This is a genomic window from Kitasatospora sp. NPDC042419, from assembly GCF_056437345.1.
This window is the reverse complement of the sequence record NZ_JBWKAW010000007.1, coordinates 222123-244513: the sequence shown is the minus strand read 5'-3', so window position 1 is coordinate 244513 and position 22391 is coordinate 222123. Positions and strand designations below refer to the sequence as shown.

Here is a 22391-nt window from a genome sequence, read left to right as displayed (position 1 = left end):
GGTTACTCCGGGAGGTGCGGTTCGGACGGCTGGGAGGCCAGGGCCTGCGAGGAGCGGGCCGCGAAGTCGCGGTCCCCGACCAGGACGGCGTCCACGCCGTCGCGGTCGGCGAGCCGCACCTGGACGGCCTCGCGCAGCGAGGTGGGCAGGTTCTTGCCCACGTAGTCGGCGCGGATCGGCAGCTCGCGGTGGCCCCGGTCGACCAGGACGGCGAGCTGGACGGCGCGCGGCCGGCCGATGTCGTTCAGCGCGTCGAGCGCGGCCCGGATGGTGCGGCCGGAGAAGAGCACGTCGTCGACGAGGATGACGAGCCTGCCGTCGATGCCGCCGGACGGGATCTCGGTGTGCTCCAGGGCGCGGGCGGGCTTCAGCCGCAGGTCGTCCCGGTACATGGTGATGTCCAGGGTGCCGAGCGGGATGTCGCGGCCGGTGATCTGGGCCAGCCTGGCGTGCAGGCGCTTGGCGAGGTGGACGCCGCGGGTGTGGATGCCGAGCAGCACGACGTCCTCGGCGCCCTTGGCGCGTTCGACGATCTCGTGCGCTATCCGGGTGACGACCCGGGCGATGTCCGTGCCGTCCAGCACCTGGTGCGGCGGTCGCGGAGCGGTCTCGTGGTGTGCGGTCATGCCGAAGCGGACCTCCTTCCCCGCCTCACGGGACGGGTCTTAAAGGATGTCTGGAATGACCCCCGCCGTCGCGGCGTGGGCTCCGGTCATCGTATCAGCGCGGTCACCGGCAAACCGACGGCCACCATTCCGCTTCTCCGGGTTAACGCACCGGACGCACGGCTGATGCGGGCCATTCGCACGACTGCCCCATTCGGCTTGACGCAACTACCTCACTCTACGTAACCTCACAGTGAGTTACGAGACGGACGTCGAACCCACCGGTAACGGCGTCGGCAATCGCCCGTGACCCACCACTGAACGCGAAGCAATCTCGTCCGGGGAGATCAATGTCCAGCGACTACGCGAAGCAGCTCGGAGGCAAGCTCCGAGCCATCCGCACTCAGCAGGGGCTCTCCCTGCACGGTGTCGAGGAGAAGTCCCAGGGGCGCTGGAAGGCAGTCGTCGTCGGGTCGTACGAGCGTGGCGACCGTGCGGTCACCGTGCAGCGGCTGGCCGAACTGGCGGAGTTCTACGGGGTCCCGGTGCAGGAGCTGCTGCCCGGCGGGACGCCCGGCGGTGCGGCCGAGCCGCCGCCGCGCCTGGTGCTCGACCTGGAGAGACTGACCCAGGTCCCGTCCGAGAAGGCCGGTCCGCTGCAGCGCTACGCGGCGACCATCCAGAGCCAGCGCGGCGACTACAACGGCAAGGTGCTGTCGATCCGCCAGGACGATCTGCGCACGCTGGCCGTGATCTACGACCAGTCGCCGTCGATCCTCACCGAGCAGCTGATCTCCTGGGGTGTGCTCAACCCCGACGCGCGCCGTGCGGTGCGCGAGGAGGAGGCGGGCTGAGGCTCGCCGCACGGTTCCCCTCGCCGGGAACGGGAAGTACCCGAAGCACCATCCGGGGCGGTACCCAGCAGAAACGTCACGGCGCGGCTCCCCTCCGGGGGGCCGCGCCGCGGCGCGCCCGCGTCGGCCCCGCCGCGCGGTGCCGCGGCACGGCACGGCGGGCCGCGGCGGGCCCCTCAACAGACCGTCTCCAGCCGGTAGCCCGGCTCCGCGGCCACCCCGTCCAGCCGGACGGGGCCGCCCGCCGGCGCCCACACCCGCCCCTCGCTGGCCCAGGCCCAGGCGGTCGGCCGGTACTCCCCGCAGGACGCCGCCGACCCCTGCGCGCCGTGCAGCACCGCCAGCCCGGGCAGTTCGCGGGCCAGCCCCGCACAGAGCACCGCGCAGAGCAGTTCCAGGTCCTCGTCGTTGATCCGCACCACGCCGTCCTCCCACTGGAGCACCCGGGCCGCCGCGGTGAGCCGTCCGCCGGGCGCGTCCACCGCGAGGCGCAGCTCGTAGACCCCGCTGCCGGCGCCGAGCAGCATCCGGCGGAACACCTCGGCGCCGCGCTCGTAGGCGGACGCCACCGCCTCGTCGCGCTCGCCGTACAGCCCGCCGTCGAGCAGCAGGTCGGCGTGGCGCAGGGTCAGCCCGTTCTCCCGGGCCCGGACCAGCCGGGGCACGAAGTCGCCGACCAGCTCCTCCCCCTGGTAGGCGAGGAGTTGGGTCTGCAGCGGCGGGTTGACGAGGTAGCGGTCGCGGGCGGCCGGTTCGGCCGGGTCGAGCCCGTGCAGCAGGCAGAAGTCGGCGAAGTCCTGCGGGTGGAACATCCGGGCCCGGACGGTGTCGAAGCGCCGCCGGGCCTCGGCGAGCAGCTCGGCGGTCTCGCGCAGGTACTGCTCGTGGTCCGGAGCGTCGGAGAGCTGCCAGGCACGGGCCCGCTCGAAGTCGGCGGCACTGGTCAGCACGCCGATCACGAAGGCCTGGTCGCCGCCGTCGGTCCGGTGCCGGTCGCGCCCCTCGGTCCGCTCGTGGCCCTCGGCCCGCTCCGCCCGCTCGGCCCGCTCGTACCGGGAGCGCGTCCGCGGCCGGGGGCCGGCGGCGGTGCAGTCGGGGGTGCGGCGGGCGCGGCCGTTGCGGCTCATCGGGACTCCTCGGGCGGGCGGCGGGCGGTCGGCGGCAGGGGGCTGCCGCCGACCGTTGTCCTCCCCAGCCCCGCGTGGCGCACACGTACGGCGTGTCACAGGACTGTAACCGAGGGTGAATCGGGTGTTTGGAGTCACGCACGGTTGTGCGGACGGACCGTCACGCCCCGCGCACCCGCCCCGCACGCCGTCGCACAGTCACGCCGCGTGCCGGCCCGCTCACGCGGAGCGCTGCGGACCGGGCGCACCGGATCGGCCACGCGCCGGGCGCCCGCGCCTTCGCGCCGGGCTCCCCGGAGGGGGCGCGCCGGTACCGCCCCGCCCGCACTCCTGCCCCGCTCCCGCCCCGCCCTTGCCTCACTCCTGGCGCGGCACCCGGGCCAGCTGGCGGGACTGCGCGACCAGCCGGCCGGCCTCGTCCCAGACCTCGGCGTCCTCCTCGAAGTACCCGCCGGCCAGGTTCCGGGTGGCGTGGACCACCCGCAGCCACCCCGGCACGGGCTTGGCCCGCAGGTGGACGGTGAGCTCGACGGTCGGCGCCCAGCCCGGCATCCCCATGTCGAAGGTGACCGGCGGCAGCGCGTCGGCGACCAGCAGGAGCAGCAGCGGGTCGGGCTCGCGGCCGTCGGCGAGCCGGAACCAGCCCTGGATCCGCCCCTCCCCCGACGGCTGCCCGAGCGCCCAGCCGATGGTGGCCGGGTCGAGCCGCATGTCGAAGCGCTCCAGCAGGGCGGCCTGGGCGATGAGCTCCTTGGGCGCGTGCTCGACGCCGATGCACTGGTCCGGCGGCGGCAGCTGGGGCGGGCGGGCGCTGGTGCGCACCTCGCCGTCGACGGCGGCGAGGTCCCCGTGGGTGGCGACCACCCGAAGGCGCTCGACGCCGCCCTGGCTCAGCGAGGCGGTGCCGGTGGACAGCGAACGGCCGGTGCGGATCACCTCGGTGCGGACGGTGGCCGGGCCGGGGGTGGAGGCGGAGAGGTAGTAGCCGCTGATCGAGACCGGGTCGGCGTGGTCGGCGCTGTCCGCGCGGGAGCCGTGCTCCAGCGCGAGCGCGTGGCCGGCCACCGCGAGCAGCAGTCCGCCGTTGACGCCGCCGCCGATCTGCCAGCCGGCGCCGAGTTCGCCGTCGTACCGGCCGGACTCGTCCGGGTGCGGGGTCAGGGCGATGCCCTGGTCGAACTCGCTGCGGATCGCCGTGGTCATGGGGGGTGGCCTGCCCTTCGCTGCGGGGTCGCCGACGGGCACGGGGCCGACGGCGCACCAGGTTACTGGCGAGTAGGGACCAACATACGCCACCCGGGGAAAACGCACGACGGCCGTCGGACCGTTCCCGGTCCGACGGCCGTCGGTGACGCTGGTGAGCCGCTACCGGCGGATGCCGGGCTTCAGCTCCATGAAGCGGGCGAGCAGGCCGTTCACGAAGGCCGGGGAGTCGTCCGTGGAGAACTCCTTGGCGATCTCGACCGCCTCGTCCACGACGACGGCGTCCGGGACGCCGTCCTCCCAGATCAGCTCGTACGCGCCGAGCCGCAGGACGTTGCGGTCCACGATCGGCATCCGGTCGAGCGTCCAGCCGACCGCGTACTGGGAGATCAGCTCATCGATGCGACGGGCGTACTGGACGTAGCCCTCGACCAGCTCCATCGTGTACTCGCCCACCTGCGGGGTGCCCTCGTCCGGCTTGGGCTCCCGGGCCCGGGCCACCCAGTCGGCGAGGACCGTCAGCGGGTCGACCCCGCGGTGGTCGGCCTCGAACAGGATCTGGAAGGCTCGCGTGCGGGCCTTGGTACGTGCGGACGACACGGACTTACTTCACCCGGCCGAGGTAGCTGCCGTCGCGGGTGTCGACCTTGATCTTCTCACCGGTGACGATGAAGAGCGGGACGGCGATCTCGGCGCCGGTCTCCAGGGTGGCCGGCTTGGAGCCGCCGGTGGAGCGGTCGCCCTGCACGCCCGGCTCGGTGTGCGAGATGAGCAGCTCGACCGAGGCCGGGAGCTCGATGTACAGCGGCGCGCCCTCGTACATGGCGACCAGGGCCTCGAAGCCCTCCAGCAGGTACTTGGCGGCGTCACCGACGACGGCCGGCTCGACCGTGACCTGGTCGTAGGTGTCCGTGTCCATGAACACGAAGTTCTCGCCGTCCTTGTACGAGAACTGCATGCCGCGCTTGTCGACGCTGGCGGTCTCGACCTTGGTGCCGGCGTTGAAGGTCTTGTCGACGACCTTGCCCGACAGGACCTCCTTGAGCTTGGTGCGCACGAAGGCCGGGCCCTTGCCGGGCTTGACGTGCTGGAACTCGACGACGGACCAGAGCTTGCCGCCCTCCAGCTTGAGGACCATGCCGTTCTTGAGATCGTTCGTGGAAGCCACGGGCGCACTTACTCCTGGATATAGCTGTCAAGGAACCAAGGGTTTGCGTCCTGCCGGCCGCGGCTGCACTTCGGCAGTGCGCGGCTCACAGGGCGAGGAGCTCCTTGGTGGTGATGGTGAGCAGCTCGGGCCCGCCCTCCTCAGGGGGGCGCACGACGAGCGTGTCCTCGATCCGGACACCGCCCCGGCCCGGGAGGTGGACCCCTGGACCGACGGTGACCGGCACGCGGCTGTCCAGTTTACCCATGTCCGACGGGCCCAGGCGCGGCGCCTCCCGGATCTCCAGCCCGATGCCGTGACCGATCGGGTGCGGAGAGGCCTCGGTGTGCCCGGCGGCCTGGAGGATCTCCCGCGCGGCCTGGTCGGGCACGTACTGCTCGACGCCCGGTCCGAGCGCCTCCCGGCCGGCCCGCTGGGCGCGGAACACCAGCCGGTGGAGCTCCACCTGCCAGGGCGCGGGGGCCGCCCCGATCACGAAGGTCCGGGCGGTCGACACCCCGTACCCGCGGTAGCGGGCGCCCAGCACCACGGTCAGGAAGTCGCCCTCCTCCACCCGCCGGTCGGTCGGCTGGTGGGCCTGCTGGCCGGAGTGGCTGCCGGTGCCGACCGAGACCGGGAACGCCGCCCGGTCCGCGCCGTGGTCGATCATCCGGCGCTCCAGCTCCATCGCCAGGTGCCGCTCGGTCCGGCCGACCAGGATCGACTCCAGCAGTTCGCCGAGCGCCTGGTCGGCGATCTCGGCCGCGATCCGCAGGTCGGCGATCTCGTGCTCGTCCTTCACCACCCGCAGCCGCTCGACCGCCTGCGCGAGGTCGGCCAGCCGCACCCCCTCGGCGAGCCCCGCCACGGCCCGGTGCCGGGTGACGGTCAGGTCGTGCTCCTCCACCGCCAGGCCGCCCACCCGCAGCCGCGCCGCCGAGGCGGCCGCCGCCAGCGCGGTGTCGGTGCCGGCCGCGACCGGCACCCTGGTGACGTCCGCGGCGATCAGGTGCTCCCCCGCGTCGTCCGGCGGCAGGTCGTCCGGCAGCGTCAGCAGCACCCGGTCCCGGGTGAGCAGCAGCGTCGCCCCGCACGGCGGGCACCCGGTCAGGTACCGCACGTTCGCCGCCCTGGTGATCAGCGCCGCGTCGGCCCCGGTCGCACTGCAGTGCTCCCGCAACCGCTCCCGCCGGCCCGCGTACGCATCAGACATGGGTCGAGCCTACGAACCCCCACCCCGATCCGCCCGCCGAACGCCCCCACCCGGGCACGCGCACGGCGCCCGCCCGGCCCGTGGGGGCCGAGCCAGTACGATCTCTCCGTGCCGGAACGGCGGCGGAGCGGGATCCGCCGGGTGTCGGCGCCCGCCTCGAAACCGAGGCCAGGGGGACAGGAGGGGTCTCGGATGGCACGCATCGTCCCTGGCGGGGATTCCGGGAAACCGGGCCCCGGACTTGTCGTGTACGTGGACGAGACCGGCGACCGCGGCTACTCCGGACGGTCCTCGGACTGCTTCTCCATGACGGCCTTCCTCGTCCCCCGCGAACGGCAGCACCAGATGCGCGCGACGGCCGCCGGCCTGCGGGCACACGTCGGCACCCCCGGGCCCCTGCACTGGGTCGAGCACTTCAAGCGCAAGCACGGCGACCGGAGGGAACTGGCCGCCGACATGCTGGCGGTGATCCCGGACGTCCGGGTCGCCCATGTCGTGGTGCACAAGGGCAGTGCGGGAGACGACCCGGAACTGCTGCGCAGCAGCGAGACCTTCTACAACCACTGCTGCCGACTCGTCCTCGAGCTGGTCGCACAAGCCGCTGCGGCATGGCCGGGCGGGCCCCGACGCGCAGCGGTCAAGTTCGGACACGTCCGGCACATGGACCATGCCGACACCGTCGCCTACCTCGACCAGGCCCGACCGGACTCTCCCGGAATCCCCTGGCACCTTCTCCACTGGCCACCGACCTGGCACGGGACCGCTGCCTACGACGGTCTCCAGCTGGCAGACCTGCACTGCGGCTTCCTCAACACGGCCCTCACCGGCGAGCCCGACGACCCGGCCTGCGCGTCCTACCTGCTCCGGTGCCGTGGGCAGCTGCTCCGCCGGACCGACGCCGACGGACTCCTGGGCCACGGTGTCAGGCTGCTCGGCGACGAGTCGTTCCTGGCCAAGCGTGTGTGGTGGCCGGACCTCACGGTCTGACGGCGGCATGCGCGAGGAGCCCCTGGGAGGGCTCCGGGGGCCTCAATCCGGAGCATCCGCCCCGGAGGGATCCAGTCACCTGCATCTGGCTTGTCCCGGCAGCCCACCCAGGGGCTCCTCACCGCTCCATTGAATCGCTCCCTCCCCCTCGAATCAACTCTGCCGAGATCACGGGAACAGGCAGCAGTCAGTCGGCGGCGTCGTCGAACAGACCGGCCTGCCCTTCGGCCGGCACTCCACGCGGGACACGAACCCGAGCGGCCGCCCTGGCCCCGCGTGACCGGCGGATCCGTTGCTGCTGCGCCGGTTCCGGCTGCCCGGGCCCGCCGGGACGGAGACCGTGCAGTTCCACCTTCGGGACCACGGTACGCAGGAACTCCTGGGTCTCCGGGTCACTGGACAAGAGCACCGTCGCCTTGCTGGCACGGGTGAGCAGCACGTGGTAGGCGTGGCGGACACGCTGGGCGAAGCCGATGCCGCCCTCGGCGGCGATCCGCGGATCCGCGGAACCCGGCCGCACCGCGTAGTAGCCCTGCCCGTCGGCCCGCTCCTTGAACGCGCCCTTCTGCGCCACCCAGCGGTCGCCGCGCCGGACGAGGTCCTCCCCCATGATGACCGCGCACCAGTCCCACTCCAGCCCCTGGGCGGAGTACACGCAGCCGACTTGGTCCAGTCCCTCCTGCCGGGTGGCCCAGAGCTCCGCCGGAGGCGCGTTGTCCGCGTACTCCTTCACCCGGCCGGTCGGGTCCCGCTTCGCGTTCCACGGCAGGTGCCAGTCCCCGATGCGGACATCGGTGACCAGGCTGCCGTCCTCCCGCGGGTCGCTCCACTTCCAGCAGAAGCCGGCAACCATCCGACCGCTCGCCCCGGCCTCCACCTCCTTGCGGAGGGTCTCCTCCAGGGCCGTGGGGGTCTCGGCCAGCTCGATGTGCATCAACCCGTCGGGAACCCACGGACGGGGGTGTCCGCCGTCGATGCCGAGCAGGTCCCAGACCCACTGGCGGTACAGCGCACTGCCACCGCAGCGGTAGTAGTCCTGCAGGTCATAGGTCCGGACGACGGCCCCCATCCGCGTCGCGGCCTCGATGATCAGCCGGCAGGTCCCCACCTCGTCGTTCCTGAGGCTCTGGGCCTCGTCGAGCAGGAACACCGTGATGTGCGCGGCCTCGATGAGTTCCTCGACCTGCGGCCGGGTCCCGGCCGGTCGCCTCGACGCGCCGGGGAAGCCCTCGAACGTCGACCGCTCCCGCAGGCGGTGGGCCTCGTCGCAGATCAGGACGTCGAGCCGGGGTTCCGGCGGCTCGACGAAGTCGCGGAAGAACTTGAACTCCCGCCGGAAGCGGTTCAACGACATCCCCAGGTGCTCGCGCAGATTCGCGTCGAACGCCCGCGCTCCGGTGGCGTAGAGCACCCGGTAGCGCTCGTTGGACAGGTGGTTGTGGAGTTCCAGCCCGATCGCGCTCTTCCCCGTGCCGGCGCCTCCGGTGACGACGAAGACGGCCTTCTCCGTCGGACGGTCCCGGTGCAGCCGCTCGAGCTCCCGGCGGACCTGGTCGGCGACCGTGCGCTGCACCCCGCGCAGGCTGAAGACCGTGTCCTCCCCGCGGGACCGCACCATGGCTTCCAGGAGCGGCGTGTTGCGGATCCCGATGCGTCGGAGGATCCGCTCCGCCACCGCCGAGTTGTCACCCTGGGCGAAGGACTGGAGGAGCAGCCGCCGAAGCTCGTGGCGGCTGTCGGCGGTGAAGTACAGCCCCGCACCACCGGTGGCGTGCTCCGCGTCGAGCAGGTCGCGCACCGCGGGGTCACGGGCGTTGTGCAGGTAGGAGAAGCCAGCGACCTGGAGCGTCAGATCGTGCAGGAGGCCGAGCGGCGCCAGCAGAGCTTCGTAGGACGAGCGGACCTGCTGGGCGGGGTGCTTCTTCGCCCCCATCCCGGGGACGTCGACCTTGGCGGGGTCGGTCCGGCTCCTGGCCGCCGCACGCCACTGCTTGAGTTCGACGACCAGGACGGAGTCCCGGTCCGAGTCGGGGTAGCGGCCCACCAGCAGCACGTCGATCGGCGGGTGCGCCGGACCGTCCGGGTCCGCCTGCGGCGGCTGGTACTCCACGAACATCCGGACGCCGCCGAGAGCGCAGTCGACCAGGTCCGAGGCGAGGGCCACCAGACTGGCCCGCCACGCCTCCTGTTCGTTCACACCGACCGGCGTGCGGTTGAAGAGGCGGTGCCGCTGCGAGAGGTGACTGATCAGCAGTCCCCGCTCGTTCAGGCGCAGCAGATCGACCGCGGACAGTTGGAGAAGCAGCACAGGCACCACCGGGAGCACAACGGGCCGGGACGGGAAAGGGATTCCGCTCAAGAGGGTTGGGCCCTCCGGCGGACGGCGACATGCTACGGCGTCGAACCTTCGTCCGGCCCGTGGAATTCCGTCTGGCCGGATCTGTCGGACCATCCCGCTAGGGTGGTCGATCACTGCCACGAGACCGTCCGGGCCTCGCGCTCCGGCCGGCCGCGTACCACCGTGTCCTTCTGGGGGAATGTTGCTGTTCCGTGCCACCGCCGAAGCGCTTTCCGCCGAGCACCGCGCCGGCACGCTGATTCCCCGGCTGACCGAGCAGTTCGCCTTCGGCTACGGACACCGGGCGGGCAAGGCCGAGGTCCGGTCGTGGGAACGCAGTCTTCCCGTCCTAGCCGGAGCGCTGGTCGACGCTGGGCTGAAGGACGTGGAGATGCTGGTCGAGTACGCGCTGCCGCTCAGCAGCAAGCGCGCCGACGTGGTGCTCGCCGGACTGCACCCGGTGTCCGGTGATCCGTCCTATGTCGTCGTCGAACTCAAGCAGTGGTCGAACGCCGCTCCTGAGGACGGCGCCCCCCTGCTCTGCCGCGTCGACTCCTATCCCGAACCGGTCCTCCACCCCGTCGAGCAGGTCCGCGGCTACGTCCGGTACCTCTGTGACTTCAACGGTGCGCTGGAGGGGCGGGAGGACTGGATCGCGGGCGTCGCCTACCTCCACAACGCCACCGAGTTCGGCGTCGCCGGACTGCACGAGATCGAGCAGGACCGGCACGGCAGCCTCTTCACCGGCGAGCGGCGGGGGCGGCTGATCGAGCACCTCCGGTCGCTGCTCGCCCCGGTGTCGGGAGCCTCGCCCGCGGACGCCCTGCTCACCGGAAGGACCCAGCCCTCCCGGCAGCTGATGGCGGTCGCGGCCGCCGAGGTGCGCGACCGCGAGCAGTTCGTCCTCCTGGACGAGCAGCGGGAGGCGTTCGAGCTGGTCATGCGGGCGGTCCGGCGGGCACAGCGGTCGGATCACAAGGAGGTCGTGGTGATCACGGGCGGTCCCGGAAGCGGCAAGAGTGTCATCGCGCTCTCGCTCCTCGGCGAGCTCTACCGGCAGGGCCACCGGGCGATACACGCCACCGGTTCCAAGTCCTTCACCACGACCATGCGCCAGGTCGCCGGAACGCGGAAGACCGAGGTCAAGAACCTCTTCAAGTACTTCAACAGCTTCATGAAGGCCGACCGGAACAGCCTCGACGTGGTGGTCTGCGACGAAGCCCACCGGCTCCGGAAGACGTCTGCGAACCGTTTCACCCGTGCCGCCGACCGCTCGGACGCGGCCCAGGTGGACGAGTTGATCGACGTCGCCCGCGTCCCGGTGTTCCTTCTCGACGAGCACCAGGTGGTACGTCCCGGTGAGATGGGCACCGTCGACACGATCCGCGCCGCAGCCGAGGCCAGGGGTCTCTCCTGCCGACTGGTCGGCCTGGACGACCAGTTCCGCTGCGGAGGCAGCGAGGCGTACGTCCGCTGGGTCGCCCGGCTCCTGGGGCTCGAGGGGGGCGGACCGGCCTCATGGGAGCCCGACGACCGCATGGACCTCCGGGTGGTGGAGTCACCGCTGGAGCTGGAGGTCCTGCTCCAGCGGCGCCACGACGACGGCTTCGGGGCCCGGATGACCGCCGGGTACTGCTGGAAGTGGTCGGACGCGCCACGTCCCGGTGCCCCCCTGTCTCACGACGTGGTGATCGGTGACTGGACCCGGCCCTGGAACGTCAAGAGCGAGACGTCCGCCGGCGGCGCACCCGCCTGGCCGCTCTGGGCCACCGACCCGGGCGGTTTCGGACAGGTCGGGTGCGTGTACACCGCACAGGGCTTCGAGTACGACTGGAACGGTGTGATCATCGGCCCCGACCTGGTGTGGCGGCACGACCGCTGGGTGACCGACCGGGCCGCGTCCAAGGACCCGGTCTTCAAGAAGTCGACGCCCGACGACGAGGTCGACCGGCTGATACGGAACACCTACAAGGTCCTCCTCACCCGCGGCATGATCGGCACGGTGATCACGTCCACCGACCGGGAGACCCGCGAGAAGCTGCGCGAACTGGTGGGGCGCTGAGGGGCGCCCGCCCGGCCCGTGGGGGCCGGTGGGCGCCGTGCGGGGGCGTGGCTACTCGGTGTCCGCGGCCGCGCCGGGGACCGGCTGCGGGGCGGGGCCGGTGGCCGGAGCCGGCCGGACCGGCTGCGGGCTCCACTTCTTCTCGACGCCCGCCAGCCGCCAGTACGCGATGGCCGCCGCCCAGACCACCACGAACAGCCCGACGATCGCGTAGCCGACGTTGTCCAGCGAGATCTCCGCGATCCAGCCGCTCACCGGGTCGGTGAGGTCGAGCTTCTCGTGCAGCACCCCGACCAGCTCGATGGTCCCGATGATGAACGCCACCGCGATCGACAGCCCGGTGATGGTCAGGTTGTAGTACACCTTCCGCACCGGGTTGGAGAACGCCCACTGGTAGGCGAAGTTCATGAAGGTGCCGTCCAGCGTGTCGAACAGGCTCATCCCGGCCGCGAACAGCAGCGGCAGGCAGATGATCGCGTACCAGGGCAGGCCGGAGGCGGCACCCGAGCCGGCCATCACCATCAGGGACACCTCGGTCGCGGTGTCGAAGCCCAGGCCCAGCACCATCCCGACCGGGAACATCTGGCCCGGCCGGGTGATCGAGCGGGTCGCCCGGTTGAGCACCCGGGCCAGGAAGCCCCGCGAGCTCAGGTGCTCCTCCAGCTCGGCCTCGTCGTACCGCCCGGCCCGCATCGAGCGGAACACCTTGAGGATGCCGAACAGCGCGGCCAGGTTGAGCGCGCCGATCAGGTAGAGGAAGACGCCGGAGGCCGAGGTCCCGACCATGCCCAGCCACTGGTGGGTGGTGGACTCGTCGTCCATCAGCGTGCCGGCCAGCTGGGCGCCGCCCGCCACCAGGGCCGCCATCAGCACGACCATCGAGGAGTGCCCGAGGGCGAACCAGAAGCCCACCGAGACCGGCCGCTTGCCGTCCGCCATCAGCTTGCGCGTGGTGTTGTCGATCACCGCGATGTGGTCGGCGTCGAAGGCGTGCCGCATGCCGAGGGTGTAGGCCGTGATGCCCAGGCCCACCCCGAACACCTGGGTCCCGACCTCGTACTCCTCCGGCGCGACCAGGAATATCAGGGTGCCGAAGGCCACCACGTGCATGGCCAGGATCACACCCATCAGACCGGCCGTGCGGAGGCTGTCCTCCCGCCTCCAGCGGAAGGTCGGCAGGACGCTCGGCGCCGCCGGATCGGCGGCGGTTTCGGGCAGGGTCATCTGCGGATCACGCTCCAGCACCTCGTGGAATGACTTCGTGAGATGCCGTGGCCGGTCTCCTGGCTTACGGGCTTCCGGTACCCGCCTTCCCGGACGCGCGAGGCGTCCAGTGGCGTCGTGGGTACCGACGACTCCCCCGATCACAGTGGCGAGGGCCGCTCCGGACTGGGACCCCTGAGGGTCCGCCACCGGTCTTCCCGAGCACCACGGCGGGGAACACCGTAGGGGGCTCCCGAACACCCTTGCAAGGCTGCGCACCTGCGCAGGTGTCCAGGATCACAGGCCGCCGGCTGCAAGAATGCGGGCATGCATCTCGTACCGGCCGACCGCGCGGGCCACCGCACCATCGACGGGCACCGGGTCTGCGAGGCGATCGCGGCCATCGGCGACGCCCACCGGGTCCGGACCTGGGCCGAGCGGTTCTCGCTGCTCGCCGACCCCGGGCGGCTCTCCCTGCTGCTCGCCCTGCACCGGGCCGGCCCGCTCGCCGTCACCGATCTCGCGGTCGCCACCGGCATGCGCGACCCGGCCGTCTCCCAGGCGCTGAGACTGCTGCGCACGGCGGGCGTGGTGGCCGGGGAGAAGGACGGACGTGTGGTGCGCTACCGGCTTGTGGACGAGGCCATGCGCCCCCTCCTCGACGAGTGCGCCGGTGGCGAGCACGTCGAGCTCCCCGGCCACCCGACCGACGAGGACCACCCCGGACCCACCGCCGCGACCGGCTGACCGGCCGCGGCGCTCGGCGACCACGGCGGCCGCGGAGGCCGTCGCGGCACGGCGACCGGCGCCCGACCCGCCGTCACCCCCGCAGCCCGGCACAGGCGTTGCCGCCCCTCACCGGCCGCGCTTCACCGACCGCGCTTCACCGGCCACCCCGGCCCGCGCGACTGCGGAACCTCTACGCCCGCTGGCAGGACGGGCACCAGAAGAGGTTGCGCGAGGCGTGCTCCTCGGTCCGGACGTCGGTGCCGCAGACCAGGCAGGGCATCGCCGCCCGCCGGTAGACGTAGACCTCCCCGCCGTGGTCGTCCACGCGCGGCGGCCGGCCCATCGCCTCCGGGGTGTGCTCCGGCCGGACGGTGTCGATCCGGCCCGCCCCGACACCCTCGCGCATCAGCGCGACCAGGTCCGCCCAGATCGCGTCCCACTCGGCGCGGCGCAGGTCGCGGCCGGCCCGGTGCGGGTCGATGCCGTGCCGGAACAGCACCTCGGCCCGGTAGACGTTGCCGACCCCCGCCAACACCTTCTGGTCCATCAGCAGCGCCGCCACCGTCGTCCGGCTGCCGGATATCCGCCGCCAGGCGAGCTGCGGGTCGGCGTCGGCCCGCAGCGGGTCCGGCCCCAGCCGGGCTGCGACGGCCGCCTTCTCCTCGCCGGTGATCAGCGCGCAGGTGTTGGGACCGCGCAGGTCGGCGAAGTGGTCGTCGTTCTCCAGCCGCAGCCGGACCAGGCCGACCGGGGCGGGGGCCGGCCCGGTGCCGAAGCTGAAGCCGCCGTAGAGGCCGAGGTGGACGTGCACCCACGCGTCGTCCGCGAAGCCGAGGAACAGGTGCTTCCCGGTGGCCTCCGCCGCGACCAGCTCCTGCCCGTCGATCAGCGCGGCACTGTCGGCGAACCGGCCCTGCGGGCTGCTGGCGCGGACCGGACGACCGCCGAAGGCCCGGTGGTTCTCGGCGGCGAGACGGTGGATGATGTGGCCTTCCGGCACGGGCGCGGCTCCCCCCGGTGGTTCGATCAGGACCCGTCCATCATCGCAGCCGGCACTGACAGGCCCGGCCGGCCGGAAGGGCCGGACGAAGGGCCCGTGAGCGGCGGAAGGCCCGGACGGACGGCCCGGACGGAAGGCCTGCTCAGCGCACCGGGATGCCCAGCAGCCGGGCCAGGATCACCCGGTCCAGCTCGGCGGCGGTCGCCGCGACGTCCAGGTGGGAGTTGTCGATGATCGGCAGCCCGGAGTTGTACCAGCCGGCCATCCGCCCGTGGATCCGGGCCACCTCCTCGTCACCGAGCCGCCGGTTGCCGCTGCGCCGGGCGTTGCGGCTGAGCACGGAGTCCAGGCTGGGCAGCAGCACCACCGGGATCATGCCCGGCCCGATGTGCCGCTTCCAGCCGCCGAGGCCGATCGCCGGGCGGTCCGGGAAGACGGCGTCGTCGATGATGCACGAGATGCCGTTGGCGAGGTAGTTGCGGCAGGCGAACCCGCAGGTCCGGCGGGCCAGCCGGTACTGCGCCTCGGAGGCGTTGTTCCAGCCGGACTGCGGGTTGGCGAAGCCGGACTGCACCCACTCGCGGACGTCGTCGAGGCTGATGTGCGCGGTCGGGTTGGGGCGCCGCTCGGCCCAGTGCCGGGCGACGGTGGTCTTGCCGGCGCCGGCCGGGCCGATCAGCAGCACCGCGATCGGACCGGAGGGCGCGTGCTGCTGCGGCGGGTGCGCCGGGAGCTGGACGGGTGCCCCGGAGGGCAGCAGGAAGTGCCCGGTCGACCCGGCCGGAACCGGGGCCGGAGCGGGTGCCGCCAGCCGAACGGGCGGCGGACCGGCCGGCACCGGGGCAGGGGCCGGGACAGATGCTGGGCCAGGGCCCTGAGTCGGAGCCGGAGCAGGAACCGGGGCAGGCGGCACCGGGGGCGGCGCGGCCGGCGAGCCGGGCGGCGGACCCACGGGCGGACCGGGCTGCGGCCCCGGCCGCTGACCCGGGTGCGGCACAGCCTGCGGCAGAGGCTGTGACAGGGGCTGTTGACCAGGTGGCACAGGCTGCTGACCCGGCGGCACGGGCTGCGGCCCGGGCGGCACGGGCGGCAGCCCCGGCTGGACCACCGGCACGGGCACGGTCGGCGGCCCCGACAGCGAGTCCTGCGCGGACCCGGACGCGGACCCGGTCCCGGTCCCGCTCCCGGACCCGGACGCGGTCCCGGACGCGGCCGGCCCGGCGGCGCTCCCGGGGTACGGCGGGGCCGGCGGAGCGACGGGACGTGGGGGGACATCTCCACCCCCGGCGTACTGCGTCACGGTCACCTCCCGACTTCTTTTCAGCGGGGACACTACACGGCGGCCGGGCAGCAGACACAGTCCGCCGCCCGGCCGCCGACGCGCGTTCCGCCCGCCCGTCAGCCCGTGGTGAGCTGCTCGGCGAGCGCGCGCAGGGCCAGCTCGTACGACCCGAGCCCGAATCCGGCGATCGTGCCGGAGGCCACCGCGGCGATCACCGAGGTGTGCCGGAAGGTCTCCCGGGCGTACGGGTTGGAGATGTGCACCTCGATCAGCGGCGCGGTCCGCTGAGCGGCGGCGTCCCGCATCGCGTACGAGTAGTGCGTGAACGCGCCCGGGTTGATCACCACCGGGACGGTGCCGTCGGCCGCCTCGTGCAGCCACTCGACCATCTGCTGCTCGGAGTTGGTCTCGTGCACCTCGACCTCGAAGCCCAGCTCCTTGCCGAGCGCCGTGCAGCGCTCGACCAGCCCGGTGTACGAGGTGGAGCCGTAGACGTCCGGCTCCCGGCTGCCGAGCCGGCCGAGGTTGGGGCCGTTGAGCACCATGACCCTGGTCACGAGGAGACCTCCGCGTACGCGGCGACCAGCAGCGACGGGTCGGGGCCCTCCAGCACGGAGGTCTTGCCGAGGCCGTCCAGGACGATGAAGCGGATCAGGTCGCCGCGCGACTTCTTGTCGATCTTCATCGCGTCCAGCAGCTTCGGCCAGGCGTCCGCGCGGTAGCTCAGCGGGAGGCCGACCGAGGCGAGCACGCTGCGGTGCCGGTCGGCGGTCTCGTCGTCCAGCCGGCCGGCCAGCCGGCCCAGTTCGGCGGCGAACACCATGCCGATCGAGATCGCGGCGCCGTGCCGCCACTTGTACCGCTCGTTGCGCTCGATGGCGTGGCCGAGGGTGTGCCCGTAGTTGAGGATCTCCCGGCGGCCGGACTCCTTGAGGTCGCCGGAGACCACGTCGGCCTTGACCTGGATGGCGCGCCGGATCAGCTCGACGGTGTGCGGCCCGGCGGGGGTCTTCGCGCCCTCCGGGTCGGCCTCGATCAGGTCGAGGATGGCCGGGTCGGCGATGAAGCCGCACTTGACGACCTCGGCGAGGCCGGACACGTAGTCGTGCTTCGGGACCGTCTCCAGGGTGCCGAGGTCGGCCAGCACGCCCACCGGCGGGTGGAAGGCGCCGACCATGTTCTTGCCCTCGGCGATGTTGATGCCGGTCTTGCCGCCGACCGCCGCGTCGACCATGCCGAGCAGCGTGGTGGGCATCGAGATCCAGCGGACCCCGCGCAGCCAGGTGGCGGCGACGAAGCCGGCCAGGTCGGTGGTGGCGCCGCCGCCGAGGCCGACGACGACGTCGCTGCGGGTGAAGCCGGTCTGGCCGAGCACCGACCAGCAGTAGGCGGCCACCTCGGCGCTCTTCGCCTCCTCGGCGTTGGGCACCTGGAGGGCGATCGCCTCGTAGCCCTCACCGAGCAGGTCCTCACGGATGGCCTCGGCGGTGGCCTCCAGCGCCTCCGGGTGGATGATCGCCACCCGCCTGGCCCGGCCGCCGATCAGCGGCGCCAGCTCGCCGAGCAGCTGGTGCCCGATCAGCACGTCGTACGGGTCGTGGCCGGCGCTGCCGCCGACGTGAATCCTGACGATGTCAGTCATGGGGGGTCTTCAGCTCCAGTGCTTCCAGTACGGCGTCCGCGACCTGCCCGGGGGTGCGGCCGGCGGTGTCGACGACGGCGGTGGCCACCTCCAGGTAGAGGGGGCGGCGGGCCTCCATCAGCTCGCGCCAGCGGGCCCGCGGGTTGACGGCCAGCAGCGGGCGGGGGGCGTCCAGGCCGACCCGCTTGACCGCGTCGGCCAGCGGGACCTCCAGGAACACCACCGGCAGTCCGTGCAGCAGTTCGCGGGTGGCGTCGGCCATCACCGCGCCGCCGCCGAGCGCGAGCACGCCGTCGTGGTCCTCGGCGGCGGCCCGCACGGCCGCCGTCTCCAGCGCGCGGAAGTGCGGCTCGCCCTCGTCGATGAAGATCTCCGGGATGGGCTTGCCCGCCCGGGCCTCGATGTCCGCGTCGGTGTCCCGGAACGCGACGCCGAGCCGCTCGGCGAGGGCCCGCCCGACGGTGGACTTGCCACTGCCGGGCGGACCGACCAGCACCACGACGGGTGCGGTCATCGGACGATCAGGTGGTCGAGGTAGCTCTGCACGTTCCGGCGGGTCTCCGACACGTGGTCGCCGCCGAACTTCTCGCTCACCGCGTCGGCCAGCACCAGGGCGACCATGGCCTCCGCGACGATGCCGGCGGCCGGCACGGCGCAGACGTCCGAACGCTGGTGGTGCGCCTTGGCCGGCTCGCCGGTGCGCACGTCGACGGTGCGCAGCGCGCGCGGCACGGTCGCGATCGGCTTCATCGCGGCGCGCACCCGCAGCAGCTCACCGGTGGAGAGGCCGCCCTCGGTGCCGCCGGAGCGGCCGGAGGTGCGCCGGGTGCCCTCGGGGGTCGGGACGATCTCGTCGTGCGCCTGGGAACCGGGGACCCTGGCCAGCTCGAAGCCGTCGCCGACCTCGACGCCCTTGATCGCCTGGATGCCCATCAGCGCGGCGGCGAGGCGGGCGTCCAGCCGGCGGTCCCAGTGCACGTGCGACCCGAGGCCGACCGGCACGCCGTAGGCGAGCACCTCGACGACGCCGCCGAGGGTGTCGCCGTCCTTGTGGGCCTGGTCGATCTCGGCGACCATCGCCTTCGACGCGTCGGCGTCCAGGCAGCGGACCGGGTCGGCGTCCAGCTTCGCCTCGTCGGACGGCAGCGGCAGCACGCCGGCCGGGGCCTTGGCGGCGGCCAGCTCGACCACGTGGCTGACGATCTCGATGCCGCAGGTCTCCTTGAGGAACGCGCGGGCGACGGCGCCGAGCGCGACCCGGGCGGCCGTCTCGCGGGCGCTGGCGCGCTCCAGGATCGGGCGGGCCTCGTCGATCGAGTACTTCTGCATGCCGGCCAGGTCGGCGTGGCCGGGGCGGGGCCGGGTGAGCGCCTCGTTGCGGGCCAGTCCGGCCAGCACCTCGGGGTCGACCGGGTCGGCCGACATGACCTGGTCCCACTTCGGCCACTCGGTGTTGCCGACCATGATCGCCACCGGGCTGCCCATGGTCTCGCCGTGCCGGACGCCGCCGAGGAAGGTCACCTCGTCCTGCTCGAACTTCATCCGTGCGCCGCGACCGTAGCCGAGCCGGCGGCGCGCCAGCGCGTCGGCCACCACGGCGGTGGTGACCGGTACACCGGCGGGCAGGCCCTCCAGCGTCGCGACGAGTGCGGGGCCGTGCGACTCCCCCGCCGTCAGCCAGCGCAACGTACCCAACGGAGCTCCTTCATCAGCGGACCGGCCGCGCAGCCGCGACCCGCCCGGGCGTGCGTGCCTTCTCCCCGAATCCTTTCACGTCCCGGGACCGCCCGGCCGCACGGTCCGCGTGACGGACGGCGACCGGCCGACCTGCGGACGGACCGGTTCCGGGTTCAGCGCGCGGCGAGCGCGGCCTCGCCCGCCGCGCGGACCGCCGCCAGCGGGCCGGGCGTCCGCCCGGTGAAGAGTTCGTCCTGCAGCACCGCCTGGTGCACCAGCAGGTCCAGCCCGCCCAGGACGGTCGCCCCGCGCTCCGCGCAGACCGCGGCCAGCCTGGTCGGCCACGGGTGGTAGAGCACGTCGAACAGTGCGCCCGGCCGGGCCGGGAGCGCGTCGGCGAAGCCGTCGGTGGCGCCGGCCGGCGTGGTGGAGACGGTCAGCGGGTGGGCGAGCGCCTCGGCGCCGCGCGCCCAGTCGGCGGTGCGGACGGCGACGCCGAGCCGCTCGCCGAGCTCCGCCATCTCGCGGGCCCGCTCGGGGCTGCGCACGTAGACGGTCACCTCGCGGGTGCCGAGCAGGGCCAGCGCCGCCAGCGCGGAGGAGGCGGTGGCGCCGGCGCCGAGCACGGCCGCCGTCGGGGCGTCGGTCACGCCGCGCTCGCGCAGCGCGTTGACCAGCCCGGGGATGTCGGTGTTCTCACCGGTCCGCCGCCCGTCGGCGGTGAACACCACGGTGTTCACCGCCTCGACCGAGCGGGCGGTGTCGCCGACCTCGTCGAGCAGCGGGATCACCGCGCGCTTGAGCGGCATGGTGAGCGAGAGGCCCGCCCACTCGGCCTCGTCCAGTCCGGCGAGGAAGGCGGGCAGCCCCGCCTCGTCCACCTCGAAGCGGTCGTACCGCCAGCCGTCCAGCCCGAGCGCCGCGAAGGCGGCCCGGTGCAGGTCCGGCGAGAGCGAGTGGGCGATCGGCGAGCCGAGGACGGCGGCCCGGTGCTTGCTGGTCATGCCGGTGTCTCCGTCTCCCCGGCCCTGGGCGGCCGTCACTTCGTCGTGCAGTGGACAGCCACCTTGTCGAACTTCTGGCCGTTCTGCTTGCAGTACTGCTCGACGTTGGTCGCGTGCTCGGTGTCCGTGTCGGCGAACAGGGTCAGCTCCGGCGACATCGCGATGAAGTACAGCCACTTGCCTTCCGCCGGGTTCAGCGTCGCCTTCAGCGCGTCCTGGCCGGGGTTGGAGATCGGCCCCGGCGGCAGGCCCGCGTTGTAGTAGGTGTTGTACTTGTTGGAGGCGTCGTTGATGTCCTTCTTGTCGAGCACCTTGCGGCCCAGCGCGTACTGCAGCGTGGTGTCCATGCCGAGCTTGCCGTCGATCTTGCCCTTGTCGGCCAGCCGGTTCTGGATCGTCCGGGCCATCTTGGCGAAGTCCTGCGGGTTGTTGCCCTCGGCCTGGAGGATGCTCGCCTCGATGACCACCTCGTAGCCGGTCTTGAGGCCGATCTTGGGGGCCTCCGCGTCCAGACTGGCGTAGCGGTCGACGGCGTTCTTGACCATCTGCTTGAGCAGGTCCTCGGGCTTCATGCCCTCGGCGATCGAGTAGCGGGCCGGCCAGAGGAAGCCCTCGATGTTGCCGTTGGCGTACGCGGGCAGGCCGAGGCTGCCGACCTGGGCCTTGGCGACCTCGGCCGTGGTGCCCTTGGGCAGCTTCAGCTTGTCGTCGATCTTGACGTAGGTGGCGGCGGCCGTCAGCCCCTCCTGGATGATCAGCTTCTCGCCGCCGTTCGCCTCCACGAGGCTGGTGACGGCGGCCTCGGCCGACATCTCGCGGGGCAGGGTGTAGGTGCCCGGCTGGATGGTGGTGCACTTCGGGTTCTTGTCGCACGCGTTGGTGAAGGCCTCGACGCTCTTCACCACGCCGGCCGCCTTGAGCGCGGCGCCCATCTGCGAGCCCACGGCGCCCTGCTTGATCTCCACCGCCGTCGAGCCGCTGCCCTGGCCGACGAAGTCCGGCGCCGGGCCGAAGTTGTCCTTGTAGAAGCCGTAGCCCCACCAGCCGGCGCCGCCCATGGCGCCGAGCAGCACCAGCGCGACCACCAGGCAGGCGCCGCCGTTGCGGCGCCCGGACTTCTTGCCCTTCTCCTTGCGCTTCTTCTTCGCCTCGCGGGACTGGTCCTCCTCGCCGAGGAAGCCGTCCTGGTCGTCGAAGGTCTCCTCGCCGCCCTCGGAGTACTCCTCCTCGTGGCCGTCCCACTCGTCCTCGGCGTGCTCGGGCGCGGCCTCCGCCCGGTCGGCGCCGGCTTCCAGCGCGGCGGCCTCGGCCTCCCAGTCGATGCCGTCCGGGCCCGGACCTGAGGCCTGCGCGGCGGCGGGCGCCTTCTGCCGGCGCGACCCGGCCTGCGGTGCCCCGCCCTGCGGTGCCCCGCCCTGCTGCGGCACGGGCTGCTGCTGCGGCGCGCCCTGGGGCATCTGCTGCTGCGGGTAACCCTGCTGGCCGCCACCGAACTGCTGCTGCCCCTGCGGGAAACCCTGCTGCGGGTACCCCTGCTGGTGCTCCTGCTGCGGGTAGCCCTGCTGGCCCTGGCCCATCCCCTGCTGGCCCATGCCCTGCTGCTGGCCGCCCATACCGGGCTGCCCCTGCTGCTGCGGGTAGCCCTGCTGCGGCATGCCCTGGGGCATCTGCTGCTGCGGGTAGCCCTGCTGGCCGCCACCGAACTGCTGCTGCCCCTGCGGGAAACCCTGCTGCGGGTACCCCTGCTGGTGCTCCTGCTGCGGGTAACCCTGCTGGCCCTGGCCCATCCCCTGCTGGCCCATGCCCTGCTGCTGGCCGCCCATACCGGGCTGCATCTGCTGCTGCGGGTAGCCCTGCTCACCGCCGCCGTACTGCGCCTGCTGGGGGTGCTGCTGCCACTGCCCGTCCTGCTGGCCGGGGACCGGCTGCTGACCGCCGTACCCGGGATCGCCCGGATTCCACGGCTCGGAGCCCTGGGGGCCGTAGCCCCGACCCAGATCGGTCATTGATCCCCTTATACCGACGGAGACGACCGGAGGATCGGCCCGGCCGTCCGGGACGGTGTCCCGGCTGATTCTCGAACCGGCGTGCTAGCGCAACACCTGGACGGAGACGCTACCGTACCGCAGACGGTCTCCCGGCCGGGCCCTCGGTCGCCCGCCGGGCCCTCCGTACGCGGCCGGTGCACCGCGGGCCGACGCCCGCGGGGCGGCCGCCCCGCCCGCCCGGCGGACCCGCACCGGACCCCCGCCGGACGATCACCCGACCACCGCCGGACCGTCACCGCCCCACCACCCGGCCGGCACCCCGGGGCCGCC

Annotated in this window: 20 protein-coding genes and 1 riboswitch; of the genes, 4 read left to right on the top strand and 16 right to left on the bottom strand. The window is 73.0% G+C overall.

Features of this window, described 5'->3' with window-relative positions; all coding sequences use genetic code 11:
- Positions 1 to 2: 2 nt before the first annotated feature.
- Entirely contained in the window at positions 3 to 626 is a 624-nt protein-coding gene (gene pyrR / locus AC067J_RS17130) for a bifunctional pyr operon transcriptional regulator/uracil phosphoribosyltransferase PyrR (protein ID WP_478299909.1), read from the bottom strand.
- 329 nt (positions 627 to 955) lie between these two features.
- Between pyrR and bldD the strand changes: the two genes are divergently transcribed.
- The gene (bldD, locus tag AC067J_RS17125) at positions 956 to 1459 is read left to right on the top strand and encodes a transcriptional regulator BldD (RefSeq protein ID WP_045692870.1); all 504 of its coding nucleotides are present in this window, start codon (positions 956 to 958) and stop codon (positions 1457 to 1459) included.
- 176 nt (positions 1460 to 1635) lie between these two features.
- On the opposite strand, the gene AC067J_RS17120 is transcribed toward bldD, so the two are convergent.
- The 5 genes from AC067J_RS17120 to AC067J_RS17100 all read right to left on the bottom strand — a co-directional run bounded on the left by AC067J_RS17120 (position 1636) and on the right by AC067J_RS17100 (position 6149).
- A complete protein-coding gene (locus tag AC067J_RS17120) occupies positions 1636 to 2586 on the bottom strand; it encodes a hypothetical protein (RefSeq protein WP_478299906.1) in 951 nt (316 codons plus the stop codon).
- 357 nt (positions 2587 to 2943) lie between these two features.
- Entirely contained in the window at positions 2944 to 3789 is an 846-nt protein-coding gene (locus AC067J_RS17115; protein ID WP_478299904.1) for a thioesterase family protein, read from the bottom strand.
- A 162-nt stretch (positions 3790 to 3951) separates the two neighbouring features.
- Positions 3952 to 4389 carry a transcription antitermination factor NusB gene (gene nusB, locus AC067J_RS17110; RefSeq protein WP_478299902.1) on the bottom strand — a complete coding sequence of 146 codons (438 nt, stop codon included), beginning with the start codon at positions 4387 to 4389 and terminating at the stop codon, positions 3952 to 3954.
- Between the two features lie 4 nt (positions 4390 to 4393).
- On the bottom strand, positions 4394 to 4957 hold the full coding sequence (gene efp / locus AC067J_RS17105) for an elongation factor P (protein WP_327675677.1): 564 nt from the start codon (positions 4955 to 4957) through the stop codon (positions 4394 to 4396).
- An 85-nt stretch (positions 4958 to 5042) separates the two neighbouring features.
- Entirely contained in the window at positions 5043 to 6149 is a 1107-nt protein-coding gene (locus AC067J_RS17100) for a M24 family metallopeptidase (protein WP_478299899.1), read from the bottom strand.
- A 246-nt stretch (positions 6150 to 6395) separates the two neighbouring features.
- On the opposite strand from AC067J_RS17100, the gene AC067J_RS17095 reads away from it, so the two are divergent.
- Positions 6396 to 7136, top strand: coding sequence for a DUF3800 domain-containing protein (locus AC067J_RS17095; RefSeq protein WP_478299897.1), 741 nt, complete (start codon positions 6396 to 6398; stop codon positions 7134 to 7136).
- A gap of 187 nt (positions 7137 to 7323) precedes the next feature.
- On the opposite strand, the gene AC067J_RS17090 is transcribed toward AC067J_RS17095, so the two are convergent.
- Positions 7324 to 9450: a DNA/RNA helicase domain-containing protein gene (locus tag AC067J_RS17090; protein WP_478299896.1), complete on the bottom strand. Its 2127-nt coding sequence runs from the start codon at positions 9448 to 9450 to the stop codon at positions 7324 to 7326.
- Between the two features lie 226 nt (positions 9451 to 9676).
- Between AC067J_RS17090 and AC067J_RS17085 the strand changes: the two genes are divergently transcribed.
- Positions 9677 to 11536 carry a DNA/RNA helicase domain-containing protein gene (locus AC067J_RS17085; protein ID WP_478300109.1) on the top strand — a complete coding sequence of 620 codons (1860 nt, stop codon included), beginning with the start codon at positions 9677 to 9679 and terminating at the stop codon, positions 11534 to 11536.
- Positions 11537 to 11587: 51 nt separating this feature from the next.
- Here AC067J_RS17085 and nicT read toward each other — a convergent pair whose 3' ends face one another.
- Positions 11588 to 12760: a Nickel transporter NicT gene (gene nicT, locus AC067J_RS17080; RefSeq protein WP_478299894.1), complete on the bottom strand. Its 1173-nt coding sequence runs from the start codon at positions 12758 to 12760 to the stop codon at positions 11588 to 11590.
- 32 nt (positions 12761 to 12792) lie between these two features.
- A riboswitch (cobalamin riboswitch) is annotated at positions 12793 to 12984 on the bottom strand.
- A gap of 82 nt (positions 12985 to 13066) precedes the next feature.
- Here nicT and AC067J_RS17075 point away from each other — a divergent pair.
- Positions 13067 to 13486: an ArsR/SmtB family transcription factor gene (locus AC067J_RS17075; protein WP_478299892.1), complete on the top strand. Its 420-nt coding sequence runs from the start codon at positions 13067 to 13069 to the stop codon at positions 13484 to 13486.
- Positions 13487 to 13658: 172 nt separating this feature from the next.
- Here AC067J_RS17075 and AC067J_RS17070 read toward each other — a convergent pair whose 3' ends face one another.
- From AC067J_RS17070 to mltG, 8 genes are all read right to left on the bottom strand, one after another.
- On the bottom strand, positions 13659 to 14468 hold the full coding sequence (locus tag AC067J_RS17070) for an Fpg/Nei family DNA glycosylase (RefSeq protein WP_478299891.1): 810 nt from the start codon (positions 14466 to 14468) through the stop codon (positions 13659 to 13661).
- A 142-nt stretch (positions 14469 to 14610) separates the two neighbouring features.
- Positions 14611 to 15552: an AAA family ATPase gene (locus AC067J_RS17065; RefSeq protein WP_478300107.1), complete on the bottom strand. Its 942-nt coding sequence runs from the start codon at positions 15550 to 15552 to the stop codon at positions 14611 to 14613.
- Between the two features lie 314 nt (positions 15553 to 15866).
- Entirely contained in the window at positions 15867 to 16295 is a 429-nt protein-coding gene (gene aroQ / locus AC067J_RS17060) for a type II 3-dehydroquinate dehydratase (RefSeq protein ID WP_478300105.1), read from the bottom strand.
- An 8-nt stretch (positions 16296 to 16303) separates the two neighbouring features.
- On the bottom strand, positions 16304 to 17392 hold the full coding sequence (aroB, locus tag AC067J_RS17055) for a 3-dehydroquinate synthase (protein WP_478299889.1): 1089 nt from the start codon (positions 17390 to 17392) through the stop codon (positions 16304 to 16306).
- Positions 17385 to 17906: a shikimate kinase gene (locus tag AC067J_RS17050; RefSeq protein WP_478299888.1), complete on the bottom strand. Its 522-nt coding sequence runs from the start codon at positions 17904 to 17906 to the stop codon at positions 17385 to 17387. Before AC067J_RS17050 ends, aroB begins: the two co-directional genes overlap by 8 nt.
- The gene (gene aroC, locus AC067J_RS17045) at positions 17903 to 19087 is read right to left on the bottom strand and encodes a chorismate synthase (protein ID WP_478299886.1); all 1185 of its coding nucleotides are present in this window, start codon (positions 19085 to 19087) and stop codon (positions 17903 to 17905) included. Before aroC ends, AC067J_RS17050 begins: the two co-directional genes overlap by 4 nt.
- A 155-nt stretch (positions 19088 to 19242) precedes the next feature.
- Complete coding sequence (locus AC067J_RS17040) at positions 19243 to 20073, bottom strand: shikimate dehydrogenase (protein WP_478299884.1); 831 nt, start codon at positions 20071 to 20073, stop codon at positions 19243 to 19245.
- 35 nt (positions 20074 to 20108) lie between these two features.
- Positions 20109 to 22079 (bottom strand): endolytic transglycosylase MltG, encoded by a 1971-nt coding sequence (gene mltG, locus AC067J_RS17035; RefSeq protein WP_478299882.1) that lies wholly within the window; start codon positions 22077 to 22079, stop codon positions 20109 to 20111.
- Between the last annotated feature and the right edge of the window lie 312 nt (positions 22080 to 22391).